Origin of the sequence: Caballeronia sp. Sq4a, from assembly GCF_023170545.1 — a bacterium.
Taxonomy (GTDB): Bacteria; Pseudomonadota; Gammaproteobacteria; order Burkholderiales; family Burkholderiaceae; genus Caballeronia.
The window spans coordinates 1877570-1904247 of record NZ_CP084250.1; the positions used below are offsets into that span (position 1 = coordinate 1877570).

General features: G+C 64.6%; 23 protein-coding genes. 9 read left to right on the plus strand and 14 right to left on the minus strand.

The window, feature by feature from the left end; translation table 11 throughout:
• Window positions 1–2: 2 nt before the first annotated feature.
• The 6 genes from LDZ24_RS08920 to LDZ24_RS08945 form a co-directional block, all read right to left on the minus strand.
• Window positions 3–395, minus strand: coding sequence for a BPSL0067 family protein (locus tag LDZ24_RS08920; RefSeq protein ID WP_248320143.1), 393 nt, complete (start codon window positions 393–395; stop codon window positions 3–5).
• Between the two features lie 115 nt (window positions 396–510).
• Window positions 511–2415, minus strand: coding sequence for a propionate--CoA ligase (locus LDZ24_RS08925; protein WP_248320145.1), 1905 nt, complete (start codon window positions 2413–2415; stop codon window positions 511–513).
• Between the two features lie 163 nt (window positions 2416–2578).
• A complete protein-coding gene (locus LDZ24_RS08930) occupies window positions 2579–3028 on the minus strand; it encodes a hypothetical protein (protein WP_248320147.1) in 450 nt (149 codons plus the stop codon).
• A 38-nt stretch (window positions 3029–3066) separates the two neighbouring features.
• Window positions 3067–3327 (minus strand): hypothetical protein, encoded by a 261-nt coding sequence (locus tag LDZ24_RS08935; RefSeq protein WP_248320148.1) that lies wholly within the window; start codon window positions 3325–3327, stop codon window positions 3067–3069.
• Window positions 3328–3800: 473 nt separating this feature from the next.
• On the minus strand, window positions 3801–4553 hold the full coding sequence (locus LDZ24_RS08940) for a 5'-methylthioadenosine/adenosylhomocysteine nucleosidase (protein ID WP_248320150.1): 753 nt from the start codon (window positions 4551–4553) through the stop codon (window positions 3801–3803).
• Window positions 4550–6904 carry a UvrD-helicase domain-containing protein gene (locus tag LDZ24_RS08945; RefSeq protein WP_248320151.1) on the minus strand — a complete coding sequence of 785 codons (2355 nt, stop codon included), beginning with the start codon at window positions 6902–6904 and terminating at the stop codon, window positions 4550–4552. Before LDZ24_RS08945 ends, LDZ24_RS08940 begins: the two co-directional genes overlap by 4 nt.
• 221 nt (window positions 6905–7125) lie before the next feature.
• Between LDZ24_RS08945 and LDZ24_RS08950 the strand changes: the two genes are divergently transcribed.
• Window positions 7126–9993: a valine--tRNA ligase gene (locus LDZ24_RS08950; protein ID WP_248320153.1), complete on the plus strand. Its 2868-nt coding sequence runs from the start codon at window positions 7126–7128 to the stop codon at window positions 9991–9993.
• Window positions 9994–10067: 74 nt separating this feature from the next.
• Window positions 10068–10949: a UTP--glucose-1-phosphate uridylyltransferase GalU gene (gene galU, locus LDZ24_RS08955; RefSeq protein ID WP_248320158.1), complete on the plus strand. Its 882-nt coding sequence runs from the start codon at window positions 10068–10070 to the stop codon at window positions 10947–10949.
• A gap of 73 nt (window positions 10950–11022) precedes the next feature.
• Here the strand turns inward: galU and LDZ24_RS08960 are convergent, their stop codons facing one another.
• Genes LDZ24_RS08960 through LDZ24_RS08975 form a run of 4 tightly spaced genes read right to left on the minus strand, consistent with a single transcriptional unit; the run spans window position 11023 to window position 14193 of the window.
• The gene (locus LDZ24_RS08960) at window positions 11023–11250 is read right to left on the minus strand and encodes a sulfurtransferase TusA family protein (protein WP_206466644.1); all 228 of its coding nucleotides are present in this window, start codon (window positions 11248–11250) and stop codon (window positions 11023–11025) included.
• Window positions 11251–11286: 36 nt separating this feature from the next.
• Entirely contained in the window at window positions 11287–12315 is a 1029-nt protein-coding gene (locus LDZ24_RS08965; RefSeq protein ID WP_248322316.1) for a Gfo/Idh/MocA family oxidoreductase, read from the minus strand.
• A 5-nt stretch (window positions 12316–12320) separates the two neighbouring features.
• Window positions 12321–13325: an inositol 2-dehydrogenase gene (gene iolG, locus LDZ24_RS08970; protein WP_248320159.1), complete on the minus strand. Its 1005-nt coding sequence runs from the start codon at window positions 13323–13325 to the stop codon at window positions 12321–12323.
• On the minus strand, window positions 13315–14193 hold the full coding sequence (locus LDZ24_RS08975; RefSeq protein ID WP_248320160.1) for a MurR/RpiR family transcriptional regulator: 879 nt from the start codon (window positions 14191–14193) through the stop codon (window positions 13315–13317). The genes iolG and LDZ24_RS08975 overlap by 11 nt, the downstream gene beginning before the upstream one ends.
• Before the next feature lie 228 nt (window positions 14194–14421).
• On the opposite strand from LDZ24_RS08975, the gene LDZ24_RS08980 reads away from it, so the two are divergent.
• The 7 genes from LDZ24_RS08980 to iolB all read left to right on the plus strand — a co-directional run bounded on the left by LDZ24_RS08980 (window position 14422) and on the right by iolB (window position 23202).
• On the plus strand, window positions 14422–15474 hold the full coding sequence (locus tag LDZ24_RS08980; protein WP_175944318.1) for a sugar ABC transporter substrate-binding protein: 1053 nt from the start codon (window positions 14422–14424) through the stop codon (window positions 15472–15474).
• A gap of 140 nt (window positions 15475–15614) precedes the next feature.
• Window positions 15615–16784, plus strand: a complete 1170-nt coding sequence (locus LDZ24_RS08985; protein WP_248320162.1) for an ABC transporter permease — start codon at window positions 15615–15617, stop codon at window positions 16782–16784.
• Window positions 16785–16795: 11 nt separating this feature from the next.
• Complete coding sequence (locus LDZ24_RS08990; protein ID WP_371747337.1) at window positions 16796–17584, plus strand: ATP-binding cassette domain-containing protein; 789 nt, start codon at window positions 16796–16798, stop codon at window positions 17582–17584.
• Between the two features lie 17 nt (window positions 17585–17601).
• Window positions 17602–19608 (plus strand): 5-dehydro-2-deoxygluconokinase, encoded by a 2007-nt coding sequence (iolC, locus tag LDZ24_RS08995; RefSeq protein WP_248320164.1) that lies wholly within the window; start codon window positions 17602–17604, stop codon window positions 19606–19608.
• On the plus strand, window positions 19605–21473 hold the full coding sequence (gene iolD, locus LDZ24_RS09000; protein ID WP_248320166.1) for a 3D-(3,5/4)-trihydroxycyclohexane-1,2-dione acylhydrolase (decyclizing): 1869 nt from the start codon (window positions 19605–19607) through the stop codon (window positions 21471–21473). The genes iolC and iolD overlap by 4 nt, the downstream gene beginning before the upstream one ends.
• A gap of 23 nt (window positions 21474–21496) precedes the next feature.
• Complete coding sequence (iolE, locus tag LDZ24_RS09005) at window positions 21497–22399, plus strand: myo-inosose-2 dehydratase (protein WP_248320168.1); 903 nt, start codon at window positions 21497–21499, stop codon at window positions 22397–22399.
• Complete coding sequence (gene iolB, locus LDZ24_RS09010) at window positions 22396–23202, plus strand: 5-deoxy-glucuronate isomerase (RefSeq protein WP_248320169.1); 807 nt, start codon at window positions 22396–22398, stop codon at window positions 23200–23202. Before iolE ends, iolB begins: the two co-directional genes overlap by 4 nt.
• Before the next feature lies 1 nt (window position 23203).
• On the opposite strand, the gene LDZ24_RS09015 is transcribed toward iolB, so the two are convergent.
• The 4 genes from LDZ24_RS09015 to LDZ24_RS09030 are packed head-to-tail and all read right to left on the minus strand — an operon-like array spanning window position 23204 to window position 26619.
• Entirely contained in the window at window positions 23204–23902 is a 699-nt protein-coding gene (locus LDZ24_RS09015) for an ABC transporter ATP-binding protein (RefSeq protein ID WP_248320171.1), read from the minus strand.
• Window positions 23899–24636, minus strand: coding sequence for an ABC transporter ATP-binding protein (locus LDZ24_RS09020; RefSeq protein ID WP_248320173.1), 738 nt, complete (start codon window positions 24634–24636; stop codon window positions 23899–23901). Before LDZ24_RS09020 ends, LDZ24_RS09015 begins: the two co-directional genes overlap by 4 nt.
• Window positions 24633–25745 carry a branched-chain amino acid ABC transporter permease gene (locus LDZ24_RS09025; protein WP_248320175.1) on the minus strand — a complete coding sequence of 371 codons (1113 nt, stop codon included), beginning with the start codon at window positions 25743–25745 and terminating at the stop codon, window positions 24633–24635. The genes LDZ24_RS09020 and LDZ24_RS09025 overlap by 4 nt, the downstream gene beginning before the upstream one ends.
• Window positions 25738–26619: a branched-chain amino acid ABC transporter permease gene (locus LDZ24_RS09030; protein ID WP_248322317.1), complete on the minus strand. Its 882-nt coding sequence runs from the start codon at window positions 26617–26619 to the stop codon at window positions 25738–25740. The genes LDZ24_RS09025 and LDZ24_RS09030 overlap by 8 nt, the downstream gene beginning before the upstream one ends.
• Window positions 26620–26678: the final 59 nt, after the last annotated feature.

Genomic DNA, 26678 nt, shown 5'->3' on the forward strand with positions numbered 1-26678 from the left:
CCTCATTCGATGATGGAGAACGCGTCGGCGTTATTGCTCGGGTCCACGTATCTGCCGTTTTTCAGCCGGCCTTTCCGACAGATGGCGCGCGACGAGACCACCGGCTTGTTGTCCTCGTCGTTCGCCCATTGATCCATCACCCAGATGCAATGTCCGTCGCTGCGCAGGAAGAACGCGGCGTGATTGCCGTGCGCGTGGCTCCGGTATTCGCCCTTGACGAAGGTTGCGATGGCCGTGCCGACCGGGATCAACGGGGTATCCATCACCCGTGCCCCTTCCCGCCAGAGCGCGGTGGCGGGCGCGTGCGCATAGTGCTTGACCAGATCGACGCACTGGTGAGATCCGACCATGTCGGTGCCTTCCAGGTTGGCTGCGTCGGAATATCGGTATGACATGGAGACCCTCCTTTGACAAGGTCTCCTGATCGTATGCGCCACCGCATCAGGCAATATCGCGCGCGAGCGTTAAATTGCGGCATCGTTTGCGGAAGATCAATGCCGCGTGTCTGCCTTATCGCTTGCCGGATGCTTCCAGCGCCGCCCTGATCTGCACGAGCGCGCTCGCGTCCTCGATCGTCGGCAGATCGCCGGGATCGCGGCCTTCGGCCAGCGCGGCAATCGCGCGGCGCAGCAGCTTGCCCGATCGCGTCTTCGGCAGCATCGAAACGAAATGCACGCGCGCCGGACGCGCAATCGCGCCGAGTTGCGTATCGACCGCGTGGCACAGCTCCGCTTCCATGCCTTCGCGCGCGCCCGGCGCATTGATGCGATCGGCGTCGCGCAGCACGACGAACGCCGTCGCCGTCTGCCCCTTGAGCGCATCCGTCACGCCGACGACCGCCACTTCCGCGACCGCCGCGTGCGCCGACAGCGCCTCCTCGATCTCGCGCGTGCCCAGCCGATGTCCCGCCACGTTGATCACGTCGTCGGTGCGCCCGAGTATCGACACGTAGCCGTCCTCGTCCTGCACGCCCCAGTCGAACGTCGAATAGACCATCTGATTCGGCACGCTGCGCCAGTACGTCTCGACAAAGCGCCGGTCGTCGCCCCAGACGGTCTGCATGCAGCCCGGCGGCAGCGGATAGCCGAGCGTCACGACGCCCTTCTCGCCCGGCGCGCACGGCTCGCCAGTCATCTCGTTGCGCAAGGTCAGGTTGAAACCCATCGACGGCACGCCCGGCGAGCCGAGCTTCGACGGCAATGCCTCGATGCCGCGCGGTATGGCCAGCATCGGCCAGCCGGTCTCCGTCTGCCAGTAGTTGTCGATCACGGGCTTCTGCAGCGCGCTCTGGATCCACTGCGCGGTGGGCTCGTCGAGCGGCTCGCCCGCCAGAAAGAGCGTGCGCAGGCTCGACAGATCGTATTTCTCCATCAGCGCCGGATCCTGCTTCTTCAGGACGCGGATCGCGGTGGGCGCGGTGAACATCAGGTTGATCTTGTGCTGCTCGACGAGCCGCCACCAGATGCCGCCATCCGGACGAACGGGTGTGCCTTCGTACATGACGGTCGTGAGTCCGGCGATCAGCGGCGCGTAAATGATGTAGCTATGCCCCACGACCCAGCCGATGTCCGATGCCGTGAACATGGTGTCGCCGGCCGCGCCCTGAAAGATATGCTCCATCGACGCCGCGAGCGCGACCGCATAGCCGCCGACATCGCGCTGCACGCCCTTCGGCTTGCCCGTGGTGCCGGACGTGTAGAGCACATACGACGGCTCGTTCGATTCGAGCCATTCGCAGGGAACGTGCGCATCGAAGAATTGCTCGCGCAGCGGCTCGTACGCGAACAGATAGCTCGCCTGAAGGCGCTCGGGCGCAAGCTGCCGGTCGATCAAAAGCACTTGCGGCACCTTGAATTCGGCGCGCGACAAGGCTTCATCAACGAGCGGCGTGTAGTCGATCACCTTGCCCGCGCGCGCGCCCGCATCGGCGGTGACGATGAGCGTGGGCTCGGCATCGTCGATGCGCGCCGCGAGATTCGGCGCCGCGAAGCCGCCGAACACGACCGAATGGATCGCGCCGATGCGCGCGCACGCGAGCATCGCGAACAGCGCCTCGGGGATCATCGGCAGATAGATGAGCACGCGGTCGCCCTTCTTGACCGAGAGCGAGCGCATGACGGCGGCCATGCGGTTCACTTCCGCGTGCAGCTCGGCGTAGGTGTAGCGGCGCTCGATGCCCGTTTCCGTCGAAACATACACGAGCGCGTCTTGCTGCGCGCGCGAGGCGAGATGGCGATCGACCGCGTTATGGCACAGGTTCGTGCGCCCGCCGACGAACCATCGCGCGAATGGCGGGTTGCTCGCATCGAGCACCTGTTCGAACGGCGTCTGCCAATGGATGCGACGGGCCTGTTCGGCCCAGAATGTTTCGGGCTCTTCGATCGACTGGCGATACGCTTCTCGGTAAGTCGGCATGCGCGTCCTCTGCAAGATGCAAGCGGTGGCGAGTCGCTGCTCGGCGACTCGCTCCACAGCATAGAGCAGCGGGCGAATGGCTGCCTAGAGAGGGCGCGCCCTGATCGTGTGAGCGCGTGAGCGCGTGTGAGCGCGTGTGAGCGCGTGTCAGCGGTGCGCGCGTTCAGACGGCGCGGCTACTCGATCTGCGCGATCTGCGCGATCTGCCCGATCTGCGCGATGGCGGCGCGCTCGCCGGTGCCGCGCCGTGCCTGAGCAGCACCGGCGCGAGTTCGCCCGCCACGCGCATGCTCGATACAACGACCGTTCGCACGCCGCTGTCTTGCGTGAGCGCGCGCAGCGTTTCGCGCGTGGTCGCCCGCGCCTCGATCCGCGGTGCGATCACGATGAATCCGCGGCAGTGCGCCGCCAGCGCCGCGCGATGCGTGCGCAGCCACGCGGCGCGCAGAGCGAAGTCGTCGGGAGTTTCACCGTCGCTGTGTTCCGCGACGATGACGAACGGCGTCGCGAGCGCGAGCAGCCGGCGCATCTGCGCGGACCACGCGAACGCATAGCCGGGCTTCATCGCCCGGCGACGCACGCGCACGAGCGGGAAGCGGCTTGCGTCGAACATCCGGTTGTCCAAGGCGTTGTAAGTAAGGTCGTCGGCGATCACAGCGGCTTCGGGCTCCATTCGTTCAGGGCGGCGACGAGGCTCACCCAGCGGGAACGGCGCGGCACGACGCGCTTTTTGCGCGCGACGCGTGGCGGCGGGCATTCGACGCGCGCGGCCGACAGCGCGGCGGGCGCTTCGGCCCAGGCGCGGCGGGTTGTTTCGAGGACTTTGGCGGCGTTCGCTGCGATGGCGCGGGCTGCTAGTGCATCGCGCGCCTCGGCGTGCGTTACGCCGTCGGGCTTCGGATCGTTGGTCACGTCGGGCCTCCAGTCGTGTATCCACGATGTACGACCCCATTGTATTGAGAATCATTCTCAATAACAAGCGTAATTGGACGGATGCGGCAAGATGTGACAGCCGACTAGTCGCATGCTGCTGCTTGCGATGGTTCGAGCGGTGCGAGCGGTCGGACGGCTCCAACGCGCGCGGTTGCGCGGCACAGGCAGTACAGGCTGCTGGTGCCGTTGGTGCCGTTGGTGCCGCTTGTGCTTTTTTGCCGTCGGAGCCGCTGAGCCGTTAGGCCGTCGGGGCCATTGAGCCGTTGAGCCGTTGGACCCATTACAGCAATTGCACCCATTGCAGCCGTTGGGCCGGACACAGCCGCAGTAGCAGTTGCAGCGTTGCCGCGGTTCGAGCAGTAAATGCGGCTCAAGCAACTCAACCGCCCCAAGCGTTCGGACCGGCCTAAGCGGTCGCTAACCTTCAACCAGTTCAACCCCGGCCAACCGCCTCACCCCGCCCGCATCAAAAACCGCGACAACACCCCCGACGAGTACATCCCCGCAATCGCCGTCAAGAACTCTGCGAAGGACGCGGGCGCGGCGGCATCGGCCGTATCGGAAATGGTGCGGACAACGGCGCACGGCACGCCGTGCTCGTAGCAGACCTGGGCGAGCGCCGCGCCTTCCATCTCGACCGCGAGCGCATCCGGCAACGCAGCGCGCAACGCGCTCACCGCCTCGTGGCTCGCGATGAACTTGTCGCCGCTCACCACCAGCCCGCGATGCACGCGCGGCCGCATGACGGCGAAGCGTTCGGCGAGCGCGTCGCCTTCGGTTTCGATGAACGCGAGCGCCGCAGCAGCGAGCGCGTCCGACAACGCGCTGTCGGCGTCGAAATGCGTGCGCTCGAGTAGCGGCACTTCGTAGCGCGGGAAAAACGGCGATGCGTCGAGATCGTGCTGAAGCAGCGCGTTCGCGACGACGATATCGCCCACGCGCACGTCCGCCCGCACGCCGCCCGCCACGCCGGTGAAAAGGATCGCATCGACGCCGAAGACGTGGATGAGCGCGCTCGCCGTCGCGGCCGCCGCGACCTTGCCGATGCGCGCGAGCGTCACGACTACAGGCACGCCGTGCGCCTCGCCGACGTGATATTCACGCTTGCCGAGCGTCACCGTGCGCACGTCGCCCGCGCCCCGCATGTGCGCGATCAGGTCGCCCAATTCCTGCGGCAGCGCCGCCATGATCGCGAGCCGCTTCATTCGACGGCCTGCAGCTTGGCCACCGCCAGCGCCAGCCACTTCTCGCCGTGCCGCTTGAAGCGCACCTGCGCGCGGGCATCGCCGCCAGAGCCTTCGAGCGCCGTCACGGTGCCCTCGCCGAACTTCGTGTGAAACACAGCTTGCCCGACCTTGAAGCCGGTATCGGCCGCGCGCTGCTCGTTCGCGAACGACGGCAGCGCCGGACTCGCCGTCGACGGACCGCCGCGCTCCTGTCCCGGCCGCGCGAACCAGTCGCGGCCCCAGCCGGCGTTGTCGGCGCGTCCGCCCCAGCGCGCGCCCGGCTCGACTTTCGGCGTGAGCCATTTGAGCGAGCCCTCCGGCAGTTCGTCAAAGAAGCGCGAGCGGATGTTGTAGCGCGTCTGGCCGTGCAGCATGCGGCTCTGCGCGAACGACAGATACAGCCGCTCCTTCGCCCGCGTGATCGCGACATACGCGAGCCGCCGCTCTTCTTCGAGCCCGTCGGATTCCTGCGCGCTGTTTTCGTGCGGAAAGAGCCCTTCTTCGAGCCCGGTGATGAACACCGCCGTGAACTCCAGGCCCTTCGCCGCGTGCACGGTCATCAACTGCACGGCGTCCTGTCCGGCTTGCGCCTGGTTGTCGCCGGCTTCGAGCGATGCATGCGACAGGAAGCCCGCGAGCGGCGTCATGGTGTCCGGATTCTGCGCCGGATCGGCGATGCCGGGCGCATCCAGCACTTCGATCTCGCCGTCCTCGCTCACCGCCGTGATCTCCTGCGCGGCGGTCGCGCCGGGGCGCAACGGGATCGAGCGCGCGGGCGTATCCAGCCCGTAGCCTTCTTCGCTCACGAACGCCGCCGCCGCGTTCACCAGTTCCTGCAAGTTTTCGAGCCGGTCCTGCCCTTCCCGCTCGGTCTCGTAGAAGGCGGCCAGTCCGCTTGCGCGCACGACGTATTCGACCGTTTCCGGCAGGCTCATCTGCTGCGTTTCGGCGCGCATCTTCGCGATGAGCGTCGCGAACGCGCCGAGGCTCGATCCCGCCTTGCCGGTCACGTAAGGCACGGCGGCGGCCATCGAACAGTTGTAGAGACGCGCGGCGTCGGCCAGTTGCTCGATGGAACGCGCACCGATTCCGCGCGTCGGAAAGTTGACGACGCGCGCGAACGCGGTGTCGTCGTTCGGGTTGTCGATCAGCCGCAGATACGCGAGCGCGTGCTTGATTTCCTGACGCTCGAAGAACCGCAAGCCGCCATACACGCGATACGCAATGCCCGCGTTCACGAGCGTATGTTCGATGGTGCGCGACTGCGCGTTGCTTCGATACAGCACCGCGATCTCGCCGCGCGCGAGACCGGTGTTGATGAGCGCCTTGATTTCCTCGACGATCCAGCCCGCTTCCTGTGAATCGGTCGCGGCTTCGTAAACGCGCACCGGCTCGCCGTGTCCCGCGTCCGTGCGCAGGTTCTTGCCGAGCCGCCGCGCGTTGTTCGCGATCAGATAGTTCGCGGCATCCAGAATGTGACCGTGCGAGCGGTAGTTTTGCTCCAGCTTGATGAGATTGCGCACGCGGAATTCGCGCTCGAAATCGTGCATGTTGCCGACGTTCGCGCCGCGAAACGCGTAGATGGACTGATCGTCGTCGCCCACGGCGAAGATCGCGTTGTGCTCGCCCGCGAGTTGCTTCAGCCACGCGTATTGCAGCTTGTTCGTGTCCTGAAACTCGTCGACGAGGATGTTGCGAAAGCGCGCCTGATAATGCGCACGCAGCGGCGGATTGTGCGCGAGCAGTTCATAGCAGCGCAGCAGCAGCTCCGGAAAATCGACGACGCCTTCGCGCTGGCATTGCTGGTCGTAAGCCTCGTACAGCTCGACGAACTTGCGGTTGAAGTTGTCGGTCGCATCAACGTCTTTCGGACGCAGCCCTTGTTCCTTCGCGTTGTTGATGAAGTACTGGAGGTTCTTCGCCGGATACTTCTCGTCGTCGACGTTCAGGCCCTTCATGAGCCGCTTGATCGCGGAAAGCTGGTCGGCAGTGTCGAGAATCTGGAACGTCTGCGGCAGGCCCGCGTCGCGGTAATGCGCGCGCAACATGCGGTTGCACAGGCCGTGGAACGTGCCGATCCACATGCCGCGCGTGTCGATGGGCAAAAGCGCCGACAGACGCGACATCATCTCGCGGGCCGCCTTGTTCGTGAACGTGACGGCGAGAATGGTCTGCGGCGACGCGTAACCCTGCTGAATGAGCCACGCAATGCGGGTGATGAGCACGCGCGTCTTGCCGCTGCCCGCGCCCGCGAGGATCAGCGCGGGCTCGTTCGGCAGCGTCACGGCGGCGAGCTGTTCGGGATTGAGATTGGCGAGTAAATCGGGCATGGGAAAGTGGAGCGGCGCAAAGCGCGCCAGTGAGCGTGCCAAATGAGCGGGCGAGGAGTCGCCGGGTAGTCGATCATTATAAGACCGCGCCGATGGCGTCGCCCGGCGAGCCATTCGCGGCCGCAGACGGGCCGCGCCCGGATTCGTCCGATTGCGCGGTCCAAACCTTATAATCGGTGATTACCCCGCATCTTTTCACGCATTTTTCGGCAGATTTCACGATGAGCGACAGCACGCTTGCGAAGAGTTTCGAGCCCCAGAACATCGAGTCCCAGTGGGGCCCGGAATGGGAAAAACGCGGCTATTCCGCGCCGACCTTCAAGGAAGGTGCCAAGAACTTCTCCATTCAACTGCCGCCGCCGAACGTCACCGGCACGCTGCACATGGGGCACGCGTTCAACCAGACCATCATGGATGGCCTCACGCGCTATCACCGCATGCTCGGCGAGAACACGCTGTGGGTGCCGGGCACGGACCACGCGGGCATCGCGACGCAGATCGTCGTGGAACGACAGCTCGATGCGCAAGGCATCTCGCGCCACGACCTCGGCCGCGAAGAGTTTCTGAAGCGCGTGTGGGCGTGGAAGCAGGAATCCGGCTCGACCATCACGCGGCAGGTGCGCAGGCTCGGCGCGTCGATCGACTGGTCGCGCGAATACTTCACGATGGACGACAAGATGTCCGCCGCCGTGCGCGACGTGTTCGTCACGCTCTACAAGCAAGGGCTCATCTATCGCGGCAAGCGGCTCGTGAACTGGGACCCGGTGCTCGGCACGGCCGTGTCCGATCTCGAAGTGGTGAGCGAGGAAGAGAACGGCAGCCTCTGGCACATCAAGTATCCGCTGCCGGACGGCTCGGGTCATCTGACGGTCGCGACGACGCGCCCTGAAACCATGCTCGGCGACGTCGCCGTGATGGTGCATCCGGAAGACGAGCGTTATGCGCATCTCATCGGCAAGACGGTCGTGTTGCCGCTGTGTGACCGCGAGATTCCCGTGATTGCAGACGACTACGTGGACCGCGAGTTCGGCACCGGCGTCGTGAAGGTCACGCCCGCGCACGACTTCAACGACTACGCGGTCGGCCAGCGCCACAAGCTGCCGCAAATCGAAATTCTCACGCTCGACGCGAAGATCAACGACAACGCGCCCGAGAAATATCGCGGCATGGACCGGTTCGACGCGCGCAAGCAGGTGGTCGCCGATCTCGAAGCGCTGAGTCTGCTCGATTCCGTCAAGCCGCACAAGCTGATGGTGCCGCGCGGCGACCGCACGGGCGTCGTCATCGAGCCGATGCTCACCGACCAATGGTTCGTCGCGATGAGCAAGGCCGCGCCCGAAGGCACGTTCAATCCGGGCAAGTCGATCGCCGAAACCGCGCTCGACGTGGTGCGCAACGGCGAGATCAAGTTCGTGCCGGAGAACTGGACCACGACCTATTATCAGTGGCTCGAAAATATTCAGGACTGGTGCATCTCGCGTCAGTTGTGGTGGGGGCATCAGATTCCCGCGTGGTACGGCGAGAACGGCGAAATCTTCGTCGCGAAGACCGAAGACGAAGCCCGCGCGGACGCCGAGCGCCAGGGTTACACCGGCTCGCTCAAGCGCGACGACGACGTGCTCGACACGTGGTTCTCCTCCGCGCTCGTGCCCTTCTCGTCGCTCGGCTGGCCGAACGAGACGAAGGAACTGAAGGCGTTCCTGCCTTCGTCGGTGCTCGTGACGGGCTTCGACATCATCTTCTTCTGGGTCGCCCGGATGGTGATGATGACCACGCATTTCACCGGCAAGGTGCCCTTCGAAACCGTCTATGTGCACGGCCTCGTGCGCGACGCGGAAGGCCAGAAGATGTCGAAGAGCAAGGGCAATACGCTCGACCCGATCGACATCGTGGACGGCATCGACCTCGAAACGCTCGTCGCCAAGCGCACGAGCGGCCTCATGAATCCGAAGCAGGCCGCGCAGATCGAGAAGAAGACGCGCAAGGAATTTCCCGACGGCATTCCGGCGTTCGGCACGGATGCGCTGCGCTTCACGATGGCGTCGATGGCCACGCTCGGTCGCAATGTGAATTTTGATCTGGCACGCTGCGAGGGGTATCGCAACTTCTGCAACAAGCTCTGGAACGCCACGCGTTTCGTCTTGATGAATTGCGAAGGCCACGATTGCGGCTTTGCGAACGTGGCCGGCTGCAAGCCGGGCGACTGCGGACCCGGCGGCTACACCGACTTCTCGCAGGCGGACCGCTGGATCGTGTCGCTGCTTCAGCGCGTGGAAGCGGAAGTCGAGAAGGGCTTCGCGGACTATCGCTTCGACAATGTCGCAAGCGCAATTTACAAGTTCGTGTGGGACGAGTACTGCGACTGGTACCTCGAACTCGCGAAGGTGCAGATTCAGAACGGCACGCCCGAGCAGCAGCGCGCCACGCGCCGCACGCTCCTGCGCGTGCTGGAAACCGTGCTGCGTTTGGCGCACCCGGTCATTCCGTTCATCACCGAAGCGTTGTGGCAGAAGGTCGCCCCGTTGACGGACGCGTACCCGGCGGGCGCGCAGGAAGGCGAAGCGTCGATCATGACGCAGCCGTATCCGCGCGCCGAGACGAAAAAGCTGGATGAATCTGCTGAACAGTGGGCCGCCGAACTGAAAGCAGTGATCGACGCATGTCGTAATCTGCGTGGCGAAATGAACCTGTCGCCCGCGTTGAAGGTGCCCTTGCTCGCGCACGGCGACGCCGCGCGTCTTTCGTCGTTCGCGCCCTACGTCGCGGCGCTCGCGCGGCTCGCGGAAGTGAAGATCATCGACGACGAAGCGGCGCTCGATAAAGAAGCGCACGGCGCGCCGGTGGCGATCGTCGGCCAGCACAAGCTGGTGCTGAAAGTCGAGATCGACGTCGCGGCGGAGCGCGAGCGTTTGACGAAGGAAGTCGAACGTCTTGGCGGCGAGATCGTCAAATGTAACGCGAAGCTGGGCAATGAAAGCTTTGTTGCAAAAGCGCCGGCCGCTGTCGTTGAACAGGAGCGCAAAAGGCTGGCAGAATACAAGACCACTATCGAGAAGCTTCAGGCGCAATTATTGCGACTGCCCGTGTGATGGGAGTCGTTCTTACGCCCTGTTCAGTCGCTTCACTCGATGTTCTAAATGATTAAGAGGATCAGGGTCATCACATGCTAAAAGTTACCAAAGCGGTTTTTCCCGTTGCGGGTCTCGGCACGCGGTTCCTCCCCGCGACCAAGGCTAGCCCGAAGGAAATGCTGCCGGTCGTCGACAAGCCGCTGATTCAGTACGCGGTCGAAGAAGCGATGGCCGCCGGCATCACCGAAATGATCTTCGTCACCGGCCGCAGCAAGCGTGCCATCGAGGATCATTTCGACAAGTCCTACGAGATCGAAGCCGAGCTGGAGGCGCGCGGCAAAGAGAAGCTTCTGGAGCTCGTGCGCAGCATCAAGCCGAGCCACGTGGACTGCTTCTACGTGCGTCAGGCCGAGGCGCTCGGTCTCGGCCATGCGGTGTTGTGCGCCGAAAAGCTCGTCGGCGACAACCCGTTTGCCGTGATCCTCGCGGACGACTTGCTGTACGGCAAGCCGCCCGTCATGTCGCAGATGATCGAAGTTTTCGACCACTATCACAGCTCGGTGATCGGCGTCGAAGAGATTCCGCCGCAAGACACGAAGTCGTACGGCATCATCGACGGCAAGGAGTGGGAAGACAACATCGTCAAGTTGTCGGGCATCGTCGAGAAGCCGGAGCCGGCGGTGGCGCCGTCGAACCTGGGCGTGGTCGGCCGCTATGTGCTGAAGCCGCGCATTTTCGATCACATCCGCGCGCTCAAGCCCGGCGCGGGCGGCGAGCTGCAACTGACGGACGCGATTCAGTCGCTGCTGTCGGATGAGCAAGTGCTCGCGTACAAGTATCACGGCACGCGTTTCGATTGCGGCAGCAAGCTCGGCTATCTGAAGGCGACGGTGGAATTCGCGCTGCGCCATCCGGAAGTGGCGAAGGACTTCGAAGAATATCTGCGCACGCGTTCGCCGGTTCTCGAAGGCTAAGCGTCAACGGCCCTGTACGAAAAAAATGCCCGTCACTTGCGTGACGGGCATTTTGCTTTTGCGCCTCAGATTTTCAGCGGCGCCGCATCAAGAAGATAAACGTCTTGTCCTGCGAACTCGACTCGACGATTTCGTTGCCGGTCTGCTTGGCAAACGCGGCGAAATCGCGTTGCGAACCGGGATCGGTCGCGAGCACTTTTAGAATCTGGCCGCTCGTCATGTCGGCCAGCGCCTTCTTCGCCCGCAGAATCGGCAACGGGCAGTTGAGCCCGCGTGCGTCGACTTCCTTGTGAACTTCCATCGCGATTGAACCTTCCGTGTGCCTGATGGTTCGATTTTAACGCAGCGGTTGGAGATCTACCGGCCGCCCACTCGCATACGCTTCCCGCAACGCGATGCCTATGCGCGTCGCCTCTCGCGCATCGTTCAGCGTGAGACCGGTCGGCGTGCCGTCCTTCAGCAGCGCGACGAACGCCTGCGCCTCGCGCAAGAACGCATCCTCGAAACGCTCGAAGAACGTCGGCGTGCACGCGTTGCGCATGCCGTGCTCATCCGCGATTTCGACGCGGTTCAGCCGCGGATTGCGCCCGACCGACAGCGCCCCCGCCGTACCGATTACTTCGGTCTGCGTATCATGTCCGTGCGCCATCGTGCGCGAGGCGTAGCACACGGCGAGCCGGCCATCGTCGAATTCCACGACGCCCACGCCGTTGTCGATATCGCCGCATTCGCGCAAGCCCTCGTGAATCGCGATCGTGCCACTCGCGAACACGCGCTTCGCGCGCGGGTTGCCGAGCATCCAGCGCGCGAGGTCGATGTCGTGCACGCTGCAATCGAGAAAGAGTCCGCCCGAAGTCGGCGCGAAGCGCACGAAGAAACCGTCGGGGTCGTTCTTGTCGCAGGTCTGCGAGCGCACCATGAACGGCCGGCCGATCGCGCCCTTCCCGACCTGCTCGAACGCATCGCGATAACTCGCGTCGAAGCGGCGCACGAAGCCGATCATCACGTGCAATTGCGGATGCCGTGCGTGGGCTTCGATCACGCGGTCGCATTCGGCGAGATCGAGCGAGAGCGGCTTTTCGCAGAAGACGTGCTTGCCCGCCTCCAGCGCGGCGATGATCTGCCGCGCGTGCAGCGAGGTCGGCGTGACGAGCCACACCGCATCGACCGATGCGTCGGCGAGCAGCGCGTCGTAGTCCGCGTAGAGCGCAAGCTCCGGCAAGCGTTCGCGCGCCCACGCGCGTTCCTCGTCGACGGGACTGCACGCGGCAACGAGCCGCGCGCCCGGCACATGCCACGCGAGGTTCTCCGCGTGGCGCCGGCCGAGCCGGCCGAGCCCGACAATTCCTACGCGCACCACGCGCACCGCGCTCACGCTTGTTGCTCCGCGAGCCGCACGATGCGCTTCTCGCGCCACGAAAGCGTCGCAGCTTCGGCCAGTTCCAGCGCCTTCAGGCCATCGGCGACCGTCGTGCGGACCGGCTTGCCATGATTGACGGCATCGAAGAAATGCGCGATTTCCAGCGCATACGCCGCGCGATAGCGTTCGAGAAAGAACGCCTCGGGCACGTCCGACGAGACGGACGTCTTCGAATACGCGGTCACTTCGGTCGGCCGCACATTGCCCGCCTGAAGCATGCCGGCGCTGCCGAGCAACTCGAACCGCTGGTCGTAGCCATACGCCGCGCGCCGCGCCGTGTTGATCTGGCACAGCCGGCCGCGCTTCGTGCGGATCGTGACCGCGGTCGAGTCGATATCGCCGGCATCCGCGATAGCCGGATCGGAGAGGCAACTGCCGGTCGCGTGCAGCGTCTCGGCCTCGTCATCGAGCATCCAGCGGAAGATGTCGAAGTCGTGGATCAGCATGTCCTTGAAGATGCCGCCCGAATGCTTGATGTATTCGACCGGCGGCGCGCCCGGATCGCGGCTCGTGACGATCAGCATTTCCGGATCGCCGATTTCGCCGGCATCGACGCGCGCCTTCAGCGCCGAGAACGTCGGATCGAAGCGTCGCTGAAAACCGATCATGCACACGACGCCCGCTTGTTGAACGGCATCGGCGCAGGCGCGCGCGCGTTCGAGCGTCAGGTCCACCGGCTTCTCGCAGAACACGTGCTTGCCTTGTGCGGCCGACTGCATGATGAGGTCCGCGTGCGTGTCCGTGCTGGAACACACGACGGTCGCGCCGATCGTCGCATCGCCCATTGCGCCGTCGATATCGGCTACTTGCGCGCCGTGCTGTTCCGCAAGCGCGGCCGCCGCGTCACGGTTCACATCGACGACATACTTCAGCCGCACGCCCGGCTGCCGCGCCAGATTCGCCGCGTGAATCTTGCCGATGCGCCCTGCTCCAAACACCGCCACGTCAATCGTCATAACCGCCTGTCTCCCTGGATTCTTCGACGTTCAATTCGAGCCGGTACGCGAGCGCGATGAAAAGCGCCTGGCACAGGCAGATGGTGCTCGTGAGCGAGCGAAACGCGAACGCGCTGCCCTCCTTCACGAGCAGACTCGCGCTCGCATGACGCGCGAGCGGCGAAAGCTGGCTATCGGTGATGACGAGCGTTGCCGCGCCGTGATGCTGCGCCGCGCGCACGCAGTATTGCGTCTCCTTGCCGTACGGCGCGAAGCTGATCGCGATGAGCACGTCGCCCTTCTTCACGCTGCGAATCTGTTCGCGGAACATGCCGCCGACACCCGAGATCAGATGCACGCGCTTTTTCGTATGGCCGAGCGCATAAACGATGTAGCTCGCCACCGCGAAGGAGCGGCGCACGCCGATCACATAGATGTTCTCCGCCTTCTCGAGCATCTCGACGGCGGCTTCGAACTGCGCGTTGTCGAGGCCGGCTTCGAGTTCGTCGAGACCCGCGCGGCTCGCCGCGATGAATTCGCGCGCCACGGAAACGCCCGAAGCGACGCCGGCCTTCTCGTCGATCAGCTTGCGAATGCGCTGCTGATAGCTCTGCGCCGTGCTGCCGCCCGCGTACGCCTGCCGGAACACCGCCTGAAAGTCCGAGAAGCCGGAGAAGCCGAAACGCTGCGCAAACCGCACGACCGCGGACGGATGCACGCCGCACGACGCGGCGATATCGCTCGTGCGGTCCATCATCACGCTCTGCCGATGCTGCTCGATATACGACGCCACGCTCTTCAGCTGGCGCGGCAGCGAGTCGTACGCATCGGTGATCCGCTGCATCAGGTCGTCGACGGAGAGCACGTCGGTACTGGTTTCATCCTGCATGGAAAGCCCGGTTCGTCGGCGCCCGAAAGCGAGCGCCGGTGCAGCCGATTATAGAAAGCCCGCCCGCAATTTGGAAAGCATTTTCCATTTGTCGCACCGTTGAAATATCTATTGCAGACCGCCGAAAACTGACCTACTCTTGCTCGTGAGCATGGTGAGAGCGGCTCGTCGCCCTCGAACGGCTCGCCAAAAGATCACACCAGACAACAACCGAGATAGGTGGAGACAATGACCCTTTGCAACGGTCGGGCCGCGCTGCGCGCGCTGGCGGCTGCTGCTGCGCTGTGCAGCGCCGCGTTGTTCACGACGTCCCCCGCTCACGCGGCGCCGGACGCCAGATTCGTGCTCATCAGCCACGCGCCGGACTCGGACTCGTGGTGGAACACCATCAAGAACGCGATCAAACAGGCGGACGAGGACTTCAACGTCCAGACCGACTATCGCAATCCGCCCAACGGGGACATCGCCGACATGGCGCGTCTCATCGAACAGGCCGCCGCGCGCAATTACGACGGCGTCATCACGACGATCGCGGACTTCGACGTGCTGAAGAGCGCGCTCAACAAGGTGACGGCGAAGAAGATCCCGCTCGTCACGATCAACTCGGGCACCGAGGAACAAAGCGCGCAACTCGGCGCGATCATGCACATCGGTCAGCCGGAATACGTGGCGGGCAAAGCGGCGGGCGAGAAGGCGAAAGCGGCCGGCGTGAAGTCGTTTCTGTGCGTGAACCATATCGCGACGAACACGGTGTCGTTCGACCGTTGCCGCGGTTTCGCCGATGCCATCGGTGTGGACTATAAGGCGTCCACGGTCGACTCGGGACAGGACCCGACGGAGATCCAGTCGAAGGTCTCCGCGTTCCTGCGCAACCATCCCGACACGCAGGCGATTCTCACGCTCGGACCGACGCCCGCTTCCGCGACGCTCAAGGCGGTTACGCAAATGGGCCTGCAAAACAAGGTCTATTTCGTGACCTTCGACTTCTCCGACGACATCGCGAAGGCGATCAAGGACGGCACGATCAAGTTCGCCATCGACCAGCAACCGTATTTGCAGGGCTATATTCCGGTCGCGGTGCTCGCCATCGTGAAGAAGGAACACACCACCGATCCGGCGAAGATCCGTCAGCTTCTCGAAGCGAACCCGAAGTTCAAGGCGCGCCTCGAAACGTACGGCTTGCAGCCGTCGTACGGGCCGAAGAACATTCGCTCGGGCCCGGGCTTCATCACTAAAGACAATCTCGACAAGGTCGTGAAGTACGCCGGGCAGTACCGCTGATGCACGGCTGACCTTCTTCGGGCGGCGCGTCACGCGAGCCGCCCGCTTTTCTCCGACACGAAATGCTGCTGCGTCCATTCCCGGACGCGGCAGGACCGCACGCATCCGTACCGCATTAGTGATCGTTTCAAGGAGCCATCATGGGCGTAGCCGGCAAGCACTATCCTCCACACGCGAATCCTCAGCACGACAGCGCCGACGCTGCGATCGACAAGGACAGGCCATCGGACGAGCGGGTGCGCCGGCAGTCTTGGTTCGGGCATCTGCTCAACCGCCCGGAATTCGCCGCGATATCGGGCACAGTGCTCGTATTCATCGTGTTCGGTTTGGGCGCGGGTTCGTCGGGCATGTTCAACCTCGACGGCGTGATGAACTGGTCGCAAGTGGCCGCCTATCTCGGCCTGCTCGCGGTCGGCGCGTGCCTTTTGATGATCGCGGGCGAGTTCGACCTGTCCATCGGCTCGATGATCGGCTTCGCCGGCATGATGGTCGCCCTGCCCTCGGTCTATTTCCACTGGCCGATTTCGCTCGCCATTCTTTTCGCGTTCGTCGCGTCGATGCTGCTCGGCGCGCTCAACGGCTATCTCGTGATGCGCACGCGCCTGCCGTCGTTCATCGTCACGCTCGCGTTTTTGTTCATTCTGCGCGGCCTGACGCTCGCGCTCTCGATCATGTTCGCGGACCGCACGATCATCTCCGGCGTCGGCGATCTCGCGCAGAAGGATTGGGTCGCCGATACGCTCTTTCACGGCGTCGCGCTGCACGGCTTCTTCACGTGGCTCGCGCACCTGGGCATCGGCAAGCTGCTCGATAGCGGCGAGCCGCTCGTGCCCGGCATCCCGAAGGTCATCATCTGGTGGCTCGTGCTCGCGGCGATCGGAGCGTTCGTGCTCGCGAAAACGCGCTACGGCAACTGGATTCTCGCGGTCGGCGGCGATGCGAACGCCGCGAAGAACGTCGGCGTGCCGGTCAAGCGCGTGAAGATCTCGCTCTTCGTGCTGACCGCGTTCTGCTCGTGCCTCTTCGCCGTGCTGCAAGTGTGCGATATCGGCTCGGCGGCGGCGGATCGCGGCTTGCAGAAGGAATTCGAAGCGATCATCGCGGCGGTCATCGGAGGCACGTTGCTGACGGGCGGTTACGGCTCGGTCGTCGGCGCATGTTTCGGAGCACTGATCTTCGGCGTCGTGCAGATCGGCATCACCTACACGAACGTGAGCTCGGACTGGTTCCGCGTGTTTCTCGGCGTGATGCTGCTGATCGCCGTGCTCTTCAATCACTACGTGCGCCGCCGCGTGTCGCAGGCGCAATGAGGACGACCGCCATGAACGACGACAACATTCTCGCGCTCGAAAACGTCAGCAAGTTCTTCGGCAAGGTGATCGCGCTCAACGGCGTCACGTTGCGGCTCAAACGCGGCGAAGTGCACTGTCTGCTCGGCGATAACGGCGCGGGCAAGTCCACGCTCATCAAGACGCTGGCAGGCGTGCACGCGCCTTCTGCCGGGCAGTATCTTGTCGATGGCAAGCCCGTGCATTTTCAATCGCCGAAAGAGGCGCTCGACCTCGGCATCGCGACGGTGTATCAGGACCTCGCGCTCGTGCCGCTGCTGTCGGTCGCGCGCAACTTCTTCATGGGCCGCGAGCCGCAGAAGAAGCGCTTCGGTCTTTTCAGCGTGATGGACCTCGATCTCGCCGCCGAAACGTCGCGTGCCAAGCTCGCGGAAATGGGCATCAACGTGCGCGATGCGCATCAGCCCATCGGCACCATGTCCGGGGGCGAGAAGCAATGTCTCGCGATTGCGCGCGCCATTCACTTCGGCGCGCGCGTGCTGATTCTGGACGAGCCGACCGCCGCGCTCGGCGTGAAGCAGAGCTTCAATGTGCTCAAGCTCATTCACAAGGCGCGCGCGAAAGGCATCTCCGTGATCTTCATCACGCATAACGTGCACCACGCGTATCCGATCGGCGATTCCTTCACGCTGCTCAACCGCGGCCGTTCGATGGGCACCTTCACGAAGGACACCATCACGAAGAACGAAGTGCTCGACATGATGGCGGGCGGCGCGGAAATGCAGAAGATGATCGGCGAACTTGAAGGCGCGACCATCTGATACCAGGGACATCATTCATGCCTGCACAAAACACTTCCCGTTTCGCGCCGGATCGCACGCGCGATATCGTGTGCCTCGGGCGTCTCGCCGTCGATCTGTATGCGCAGCAAGTCGGCGCGCGGCTCGAAGACGTGTCGACGTTTGCAAAGTATCTCGGCGGATCATCGGCGAATATTGCGTTCGGGTGCGCGCGGCTCGGGCTCAAGTCGTCGATGCTCGCACGCGTCGGCAATGACCACATGGGGCGCTTTCTCACCGAAACGCTCGCGCGCGAAGGCTGCGATATCAGCCACGTTCGAACCGATCCGGAGCGGCTGACCGCGCTCGTGCTGCTCGGCATAGAAGATCGCGATACGTTCCCGCTCGTCTTTTATCGCGAGAACTGCGCGGACATGGCCGTCGACGAAAGCGATTTCGACGAAGCGTATATCGCGTCATCGAAGGCGCTGCTCATCACGGGCACGCACTTCTCGACGGAGCACGTGAACCGCACGAGCCGCCGCGCGCTCGAATATGCGCGACGCAACCAGGTCCGCACGATACTCGACATCGACTATCGGCCGGTGTTGTGGGGTCTCACGGGCAAGGCCGACGGCGAGACGCGCTTTGTCGCGAACGAAGGCGTGACCGCGCATTTGCAGCGTATTTTGCCGCTGATGGATCTCGTGATCGGCACCGAAGAAGAGTTCCGCATCGCGGGCGGCAAGGACCGTCTCATCGATGCGCTTACGATGGTGCGCACCGTCACGAGCGCGACGCTCGTGGTGAAGCGCGGGCCGCTCGGATGCTCGATCATCGAAGGCGCGGTGCCCGCTTCCATCGACGACGCGCCGATACACGGCGGCGTCGAAGTGGAAGTGCTGAACGTGCTCGGCGCAGGCGATGCATTTGCCTCCGGCTTCCTCTCCGGATGGCTGCGCGATGCGCCGCTCGAAGCCTGCGCGAGCGCGGCGAATGCCTGCGGCGCGCTCGTCGTTTCGCGACACGGTTGCGCGCCCGCCATGCCGACGCCCGCCGAACTCGACTATTTCCTCGCCGCCGCGAAGCAAGACCCGGCACGCATGCGCCGCCCCGACCGCGATGCGACGCTCGCGCGGCTGCATCGCGTGAGCCCTGCGCGCAAGGCATGGGACGAAGTGCTCGGCTTCGCGTTCGATCATCGCAACCAGTTCTTCGAACTCGCGCAGCAAACGGGCGCAAGCGAAGCACGCATCTCAACGCTCAAGGGCTTGTTCGTCGAAGCGGTCGCGCAGACAGAAAAGGACTTGCAACTCGAAGGACGTATCGGTGTGTTGATCGACGACCGCTACGGACAGGATGCGCTGAACGCGGCAACGGGGCGCGGCTGGTGGATCGGCCGGCCGGTGGAGTTGCCCGGCTCCATGCCGCTCGTCTTCGATCATGGCCGATCGGTCGGCACGACGCTCGTCGAATGGCCGCGCGAGCATGTGGTGAAGTGCCTCGTTCACTATCACCCGGATCATCCGCATGACGTGCGGCTCGAACAGGAAGCGCAGTTGCGCGCGCTTTACGATGCAGTGCAGGCAAGCGGCCACGAACTGCTGCTCGAAGTGATCGTGCCGAAGAACGGACCGCCCGTTGCGGACGACACCGTGTATCGCGCGCTGAAGCGCCTCTATAACCTCCAGTTATATCCCGAGTGGTGGAAGCTCGAACCGATGAGCGCGGCGCAATGGCAAGCCGTCGATGGCTTGATTGCCGAGCGCGATCCGTATTGCCGTGGCGTCGTGCTGCTGGGATTGTCCGCGGGCGTCGATCAGTTGCGCGATGGCTTCAATCAAGCGGCATCGTCGAAGACATGCAAAGGCTTCACGGTAGGCCGAACCATCTTTCATGAGCCGAGCCACGCCTGGCTTGCGGGCGAAATAAGCGACGACGAGCTCATCGCCCGCGTGCGCCGCACGTTCGAGACCTTGATCGCGGCATGGCGCGACGCGCGCGCGTCGCAGGACACGACAGCCGATATCAAGACCCTTCACGCAACTCAGGAGCAAGCCGCATGAACGCAGTGGCTTCCACCATCAGACTGACCGCCGCGCAGGCGCTCGTGCGCTATCTCGCGGCACTCTCCACGGAACACGGCGAGCCGCTGTTCGGCGGCGTGTTCGCGATCTTCGGGCATGGCAATGTCGCGGGCATGGGCGAAGCGCTCTATCGACATCGCGAGGAATTGCCGACGTATCGCGCGCATAACGAACAAGCGATGGCGCATAGCGCGATCGCCTTCGCCAAGGCGCACATGCGACGCCGCATGATGGCGGTGACGACTTCAATCGGGCCGGGCGCGACGAATCTCGTCACAGCGGCCGCGCTCGCGCATGTCAACCGCTTGCCGGTGCTGCTGTTGCCCGGCGATATCTTCGTCTCGCGCGCGCCCGATCCGGTGTTGCAGCAAGTCGAAGATGCGCATGATGGCGGCGCATCGGCGAACGATGCGCTCAAGGCCGTGTCGCGTTACTTCGATCGCATCGTGCATCCCGCGCAGTTGTTGAGCGCGTTGCCGCGCGCCATTCGCGTGTTGACCGACGCCGCGCAATGCGGACCCGTGACGCTCGCGCTGCCGCAAGACGTGCAGGCGATGGCGTATGACTACCCTGCTTCGTTCTTCGAGCCGCGTGCAGTCGAGTTTCATGCGCCGGCTGCATCGTCGCGCGAGATCGAGCGTGCTGCCGCGTTGCTGCGTGATTCACGCGAACCGATGATCGTGTCGGGCGGCGGCGTGCTGTATGGTCTCGCCACCGAGGAACTGCGCGACTTCGCGCACAAGCACGGCATTCCGGTCGCGGAAACGCAGGCGGGCAAGGGCGCGCTCGCATGGGACGACGCGTTGAACGTGGGCGGCATCGGCGTGACGGGATCATCGTCCGCGAACGAACTGGCGCGTGCGAGCGATTGCGTGATTGCCGTCGGCACGCGCTTGCAGGACTTCACGACGGGATCGAACACGCTCTTCACAGCGGCCAAGCTTCTCGCCATCAACGCGAATCCGTTCGATGCCCTGAAGCAAAACGCCGTGGCCGTCGAAGCGGACGCGCGTCTCGCGCTCGATGCGCTATCGCAAGCGCTCGGCGACTGGCGCGCGGCGCCCGAATGGACCACGCGCGCGCAACGTCTTGCGAACGACTGGCGCGAGACCGTCGCGCATGTAACGAACACGCCGCCGCCGGACGGCCGCCTGCCGCGAGAAGCGGAGGTGATCGGCGCGGTGCAACGTTCGCACGATGCGTCGCCGGCCGACGATATCGTCGTCTGCGCCGCGGGCACGCTGCCCGCCGACTTGCAGAAGCTGTGGCGCACGGGCGCGCCGGGCGGCTATCACGTCGAATACGGCTATTCGTGCATGGGCTATGAAATCGCGGGCGGCCTCGGCGTGAAGCTCGCGCGGCCCGAACGCGAAGTGATTGTGATCGTCGGCGACGGCAGCTATCTGATGATGAATAGCGAGCTGGCTACATCGGTGATGCTCGGCGCGAAGCTGATCGTGGTGCTGCTCGACAATCGCGGCTATGGCTGCATCAACCGCTTGCAGCAGGCGTGCGGCGGCGCGCCGTTCAACAATCTGCTCGACGATTGCAAGCAAGGCGAAGCGGGCGCGCCGCATATCGACTTCGCCATGCACGCGCGTTCGATGGGCGCGCTCGCCGAACACGTAGCCAACGTCAATGAATTGCAGGACGCGATGAAGCGCGCGCGGGCTGCGGACCGCAGCTATCTGATCTCCATCGACACCGATCCCGCCCGCACTACCGAAGAAGGCGGATGGTGGTGGGAAGTGGCGGTGCCCGAAGTCTCGGATCGCGATGCGATCATGTCCGCGCGTGCAAAGTATGAACGCGCGCTGAAGGCTCGCGCGGGCAACATCGACTGAATCGAGAAAAAGGACACGACACCATGCCCCTGAATGTCCGCATCGGCATCAATCCCTTGTCATGGATGAACGACGACTTGCCGTCGCTCGGCGGCGAGACGCCGCTTTCCGTGGCGCTGACCGAAGGCAAGCGCATCGGCTATGAAGGCTTCGAGCTCGGCAACAAGTTTCCGCGCGAACCGCAAGCGTTGAAGGCGCTGCTCGCGCAATACGACCTCGCGCTCGTCTCCGGCTGGTATTCCGGCCAGCTCGCGCGACGCAGCGCGGAAGAAGAGATCGAAGCGGTAGGCCCGCACCTCGACCTGCTTGCGCAAAACGGCGCGACCGTCATGGTCTATGGCGAAGTCGCCGATTCGATTCAAGGCGCGCCGCGTCCGTTGTATCAGCGTCCGCGCTTCTTCTCGGATGCGCAATGGTCGCAATACGCCGAGCGGCTGAACCGCTTCGCCGAGTACACGCTTTCTAAGGGCGTGCGCGTCGCCTATCATCATCACATGGGCGCGTATGTCGAAACCCCGGCGGACGTGGACCGTTTGATGGCGCTGACGAGCGATGACGTCGGCCTGCTCTTCGATGCGGGGCATATCACGTTCGCTGGCGGCGATGCGTTGAGCGTGCTGCAAAAGCACATTGCGCGCGTGTGCCATGTGCATTGCAAGGATGTGCGCACCGATATCGTGAAGCTCGCGCGTAACCGCAACTGGAGCTTTCTCGATGCGGTCATCAACGGCGCGTTCACGGTGCCGGGCGACGGCGCGGTGGATTATCCCGGCATCGTCGCGTGTCTTGCTGAGCATGACTATCGCGGCTGGCTTGTGGTCGAAGCAGAACAAGACCCTGTGATTGCGCCGAGCTATGCGTATGCCGATTTGGGCTATCGCACGCTGCGCGCGCTCGTCGATGCAACGTACAAGGAGGCGGCATGAGCCTGCTAGTGAAAGCATCGCGCGAAGGCCAGACCATCGCGCGCGTTACACCGGATTCCGCGGGCTGGAAGCATGTGGGCTTCGCCGCGTATCGCATGGATTCGGACGATGTCGTGCACGTGTACGACGCGGATCGCGAAAGCTGCATCGTCGTTCTGACCGGGACGGTGAGCATCGAAGCGGGCGACGAGCATTGGCAGTCGATCGGATCGCGCGACAGCGTGTTCGAAGACGCCGCGCCGTATGCGGTCTATGTGCCGCCGAAGCTCGCCGCCATCGTGCGCGCCGAGCGCGAAACGGAGCTTGCGGTGGCGAGCGCGCCTGCAACGGGACGCTATCCGCCGCGCCTCATCGAGCCATCGCAGATGAAACGCTCGACGCGCGGCAGACACGCGAATACGCGCTACGTCTGCGATATTCTTCCGCAAACCGAAGCGGCCGAGTCGCTGCTCGTGGTGGAAGTGAGAACGCCCGGCGGACATGCATCGAGTTATCCTCCGCATAAGCATGATCAGGACAACGTACCAACTGAAAGCGCGCTCGAAGAGACTTACTATCATCGCTTGAACCCGCCGCAAGGCTTTGCGTTCCAGCGCGTCTATACCGACGAGCGCGATCTCGACGAAACCATGGCAGTGGAAGATCGCGATGTCGTGATGGTGCCGCGCGGCTATCACCCGGTCGTCGTGCCGTATGGCTACGACAACTACTATCTGAACGTGATGGCGGGCGACAAGCGGACGTGGCACTTCAAAAACGATCCGAAACACGAGTGGATCGTGGAGCGCGACAGCAAAGGCTGATTCACCCTACCGACAACCACTCGTGCATTACGTCGTCACGCTGCTCCAGTTGCGCGAGCGAACCGTCGAAGCGCACCGCGCCGTGTCCCATCACTGCGACGCGCGCATCGAGCATGCGCGCGATCGCGAGCCGCTCTTCGATCAGCAGTATCGCCACGCCGCGTTCGCGCAGCGTCGAGAGGCACGCGGCCACTTGCGCGATCACTTGCGGCGCGAGCCCTTCGCCGGGCTCGTCGATGACGATGAGCGATGGATCGCCCATCAGCGTGCGCGCGAGCGACAGCATTTGCTGCTCGCCGCCGGATAGCGCGCCGGCCTTCACCGACGCACGTTCACGCAACGCGGGAAAGAGCGCGTACGCATTGTCGAAGGCGAAGCGCGTGCCTTTACGTTCGCCGAGCGCGAGGTTCTCGCGCACGCTCAAGGCGGGGAATACATCGCGCGTCTCCGGCACATAGCCGATGCCCAGCCGCGCGATGCGAAACGCACGCTGTCCGACGAGTTGTATGTCGCGATAACGCATATCGCCCGCGCATCGCACGAGGCCCATGATCGCTTTCGCGAGCGTCGAACGGCCCGAACCATTGCGCCCGACAAGCGCGACCGCCTCGCCTTTCCCGACCGACAAGTTCACGCCATGCAGCACTTGCGCTGCGCCGTACCATGCGCGCAAGTCCTCGATGCGCAAAAGCACGCTCATGGCGCGGCTCCCAGATAAGCCTCCTGCACATCGCGATTGCGGCGGATCGCATCGGGCGTATCGGATGCGATCACGCGCCCTCGAACCAGCACCGATACGCGATCCGCAAGCGAGAACACCGCATCCATGTCGTGCTCGATGACGAGCAGCGTGCGGCCTTCCGTCGTCGCCCGAATCAACGCGAGCGCGCGCGCCGCTTCCGCGCGATTCATGCCCGCAGTGGGTTCGTCGAGCAGAATGAGCGGCGCATCGGTTGCGAGCGCGATGCCCAGATCCAGCGCGCGCTGTTCGGCATACGTGAGGCGCGCGGCGGGCTCGTCGGCGCGTGAAGAAAGACCGATGGCATCGAGCATCGCGCGGGCACGTTCGTCGATCGCGTGGCAGCGGAACCAGCGATCCACCCATCGCGACGACGCCGCGCCCAGCACCGCGCACCGAAGGTTGTCGAACACGGACAGACGCGCGAACACGCTCGTCGTCTGGAAGCTGCGCGCGAGCACGCGGCTCACGCGCTGCGGCCGCTTGCCGGTGATATCGACGCCCTGCGCGACGATGCGGCCCGCGTCCGGCTGCGCGCGCCCCGAGATCAGGTCGAAGAGCGTCGACTTGCCCGCGCCGTTCGGTCCGATGATCGCGTGGCGCTCGCCCTTCTCGATGCGCAGATCGACGCCGCGCAGTACTTCCGTCGCGCCGAATCGCTTGACGATGCCTTCGACGTGCAGTGCCGACGTCATCGCGCGCGCTCCTTGCTCGCGCCCAAGCGAGCGAGCCAAAGCCCGAGCAACGCGCACGGCACCGCGATCCACCACGCGCCGCGCGGCAGCGTGACGGCATCGGCGTGCCGGGCATAGAGCGTCTCGACCGCGACCACGACTGCAACGCCCCACGCAATCGCGCTCAGCACGCGCAGGGCGAGCGCGCGCCAATCACGCGTCACAAGGCCCGCGACGCCATCCGGCAGCGCGACGACCGCCCACATGAAGAAAAGCCCGAGGTACATCGGCCAGGCGGCGGACACGCTCGCGACGCCTACGCTGAAGAACGTCAGCAGCACCGCGCCGATCACCGGCCCGAAGAACGACGCCGTGCCGCCGATCACCGTGGCCACGAGCACGCCCGTCGAGCGCGCGAGCCCGACGCTTTCAGCCGACACGAGTTCGACACTGACGAGCGACAGCACGCCCGCGACGCCGGCGAAGAACGCCGAGACGACGAGCATCGTGAAGCGCACGCGGCGCGGCGCGAAGCCGATGGCCGCGGCGCGCGCCGGGTTGTCGCGCACGGCGTTGGCGAGCCGGCACATCGGCGTGCGCGTGAACGCGAACATCGCGAGTGTCGAGACGATGCACCAGCACGCGATCAGCGCATACGCCTGCCACAGCGGGCCGAAGGTCCACGCGAAGAACGGCGGTCCGCTCGCGCGGTCGATGCTCACGCCGCCCTCGCCGCCGAACCAGCCGGGAACGAGCCACACGCTCGCCGCGACGAGTTCGCCGATGCCGAGCGTGATCATCGCGAACGCGGTGCCCGCGCGCTGCGTCGAAATTGCGCCGATGGGCACGGCGGCCAGCGCGGCGGTGCATCCACCGATGAGCGGCAACAGCGGCAAAGGCACGCGCAAGCCGTTGAACACATGCGCGGCGGCGAACGCGCCGAGGCCCGCATACACCGCATGCCCGAACGACAGCAAGCCGGTTTCGCCGAGCAGCACGTTGTACGAGAGCGCGAAGACGATCAACGTCGCCGTCTGCGCGAGATACGCGAGCAGCCACGATTGATGGAAGAAAACCGGCGGCAGCGCGAGCGCGGCCATCAGCAGGACGAACGCGACGGACCTATGCATCGCGCGTGCGCTCGCCCATGAATCCGTGTGGGCGCGCGGCGAGCATCGCCACGAGCAGCAGATACGGCAGCACCGGCGCAAGCTGCGCGAGAGTCAGCGCGCGCCACGCATCGGGCAATGCGATGCCGAACGATGCCGCGATGCTGCCGGCCGATGCCGTCGAGCCGACCGCGAAGGTCTGCGCGCAGCCGATCACGAGCGAGGCGACGAGCGCGCCAGACAGCGAGCCGATGCCGCCGATCACCACGACGACGAACACGATAGGCCCGACCGCATCGGCCATCGCGGGTTCGATCACGGCATGCGGCGCGCCGATCACGCCGGCGAGCGCGGCGAGCGCGGTGCCGACCGCGAAGACCGTCGTGAAGACGCGCGGCACGTCGTGTCCGAGCGTCTCGACGGTTGCCGGATGCGTCAGCGCTGCGCGCACGACGAGGCCGGTGCGGGATGTGCGAAGCACGATGGCGAGCGCGCCGAGCATCGCGATGGAAAGCGTCATCATGAAAACGCGATAGCGCGGGAAGGCCGCGCCGTACAGCGTGAAGAGCGGGCCGTCGAGCGCGTGAGGGATCGTCGCGGGCAAGGGACCGAGGCCCCAGACGAGCTTGACGCCCTCGCCGATCACCATGGCCGCGCCGAATGTCAGCAGCAGTTCCGCGAGCGCGCCGCGCGAATGCACGCGTCGCAGAAGATATCGCTCGAACAGCGCGCCGAGCGCGCCGACCACGAGCGGCGCCACAACCAGCGCGACCCAGAATCCGCTGTGAACGGCAAGCGCTTGACCGACATACGCGCCCAGCATGTAAAAGCTCGCGTGCGCGAAGTTGAGGACGCCGAGCATCGAAAAGATCAGCGTGAGACCGGCCGACAGCATAAAAAGCAGCAGCCCGACACTCACGCCGTTCAGCAGGCTGACAGTAAACCACTGAAGCG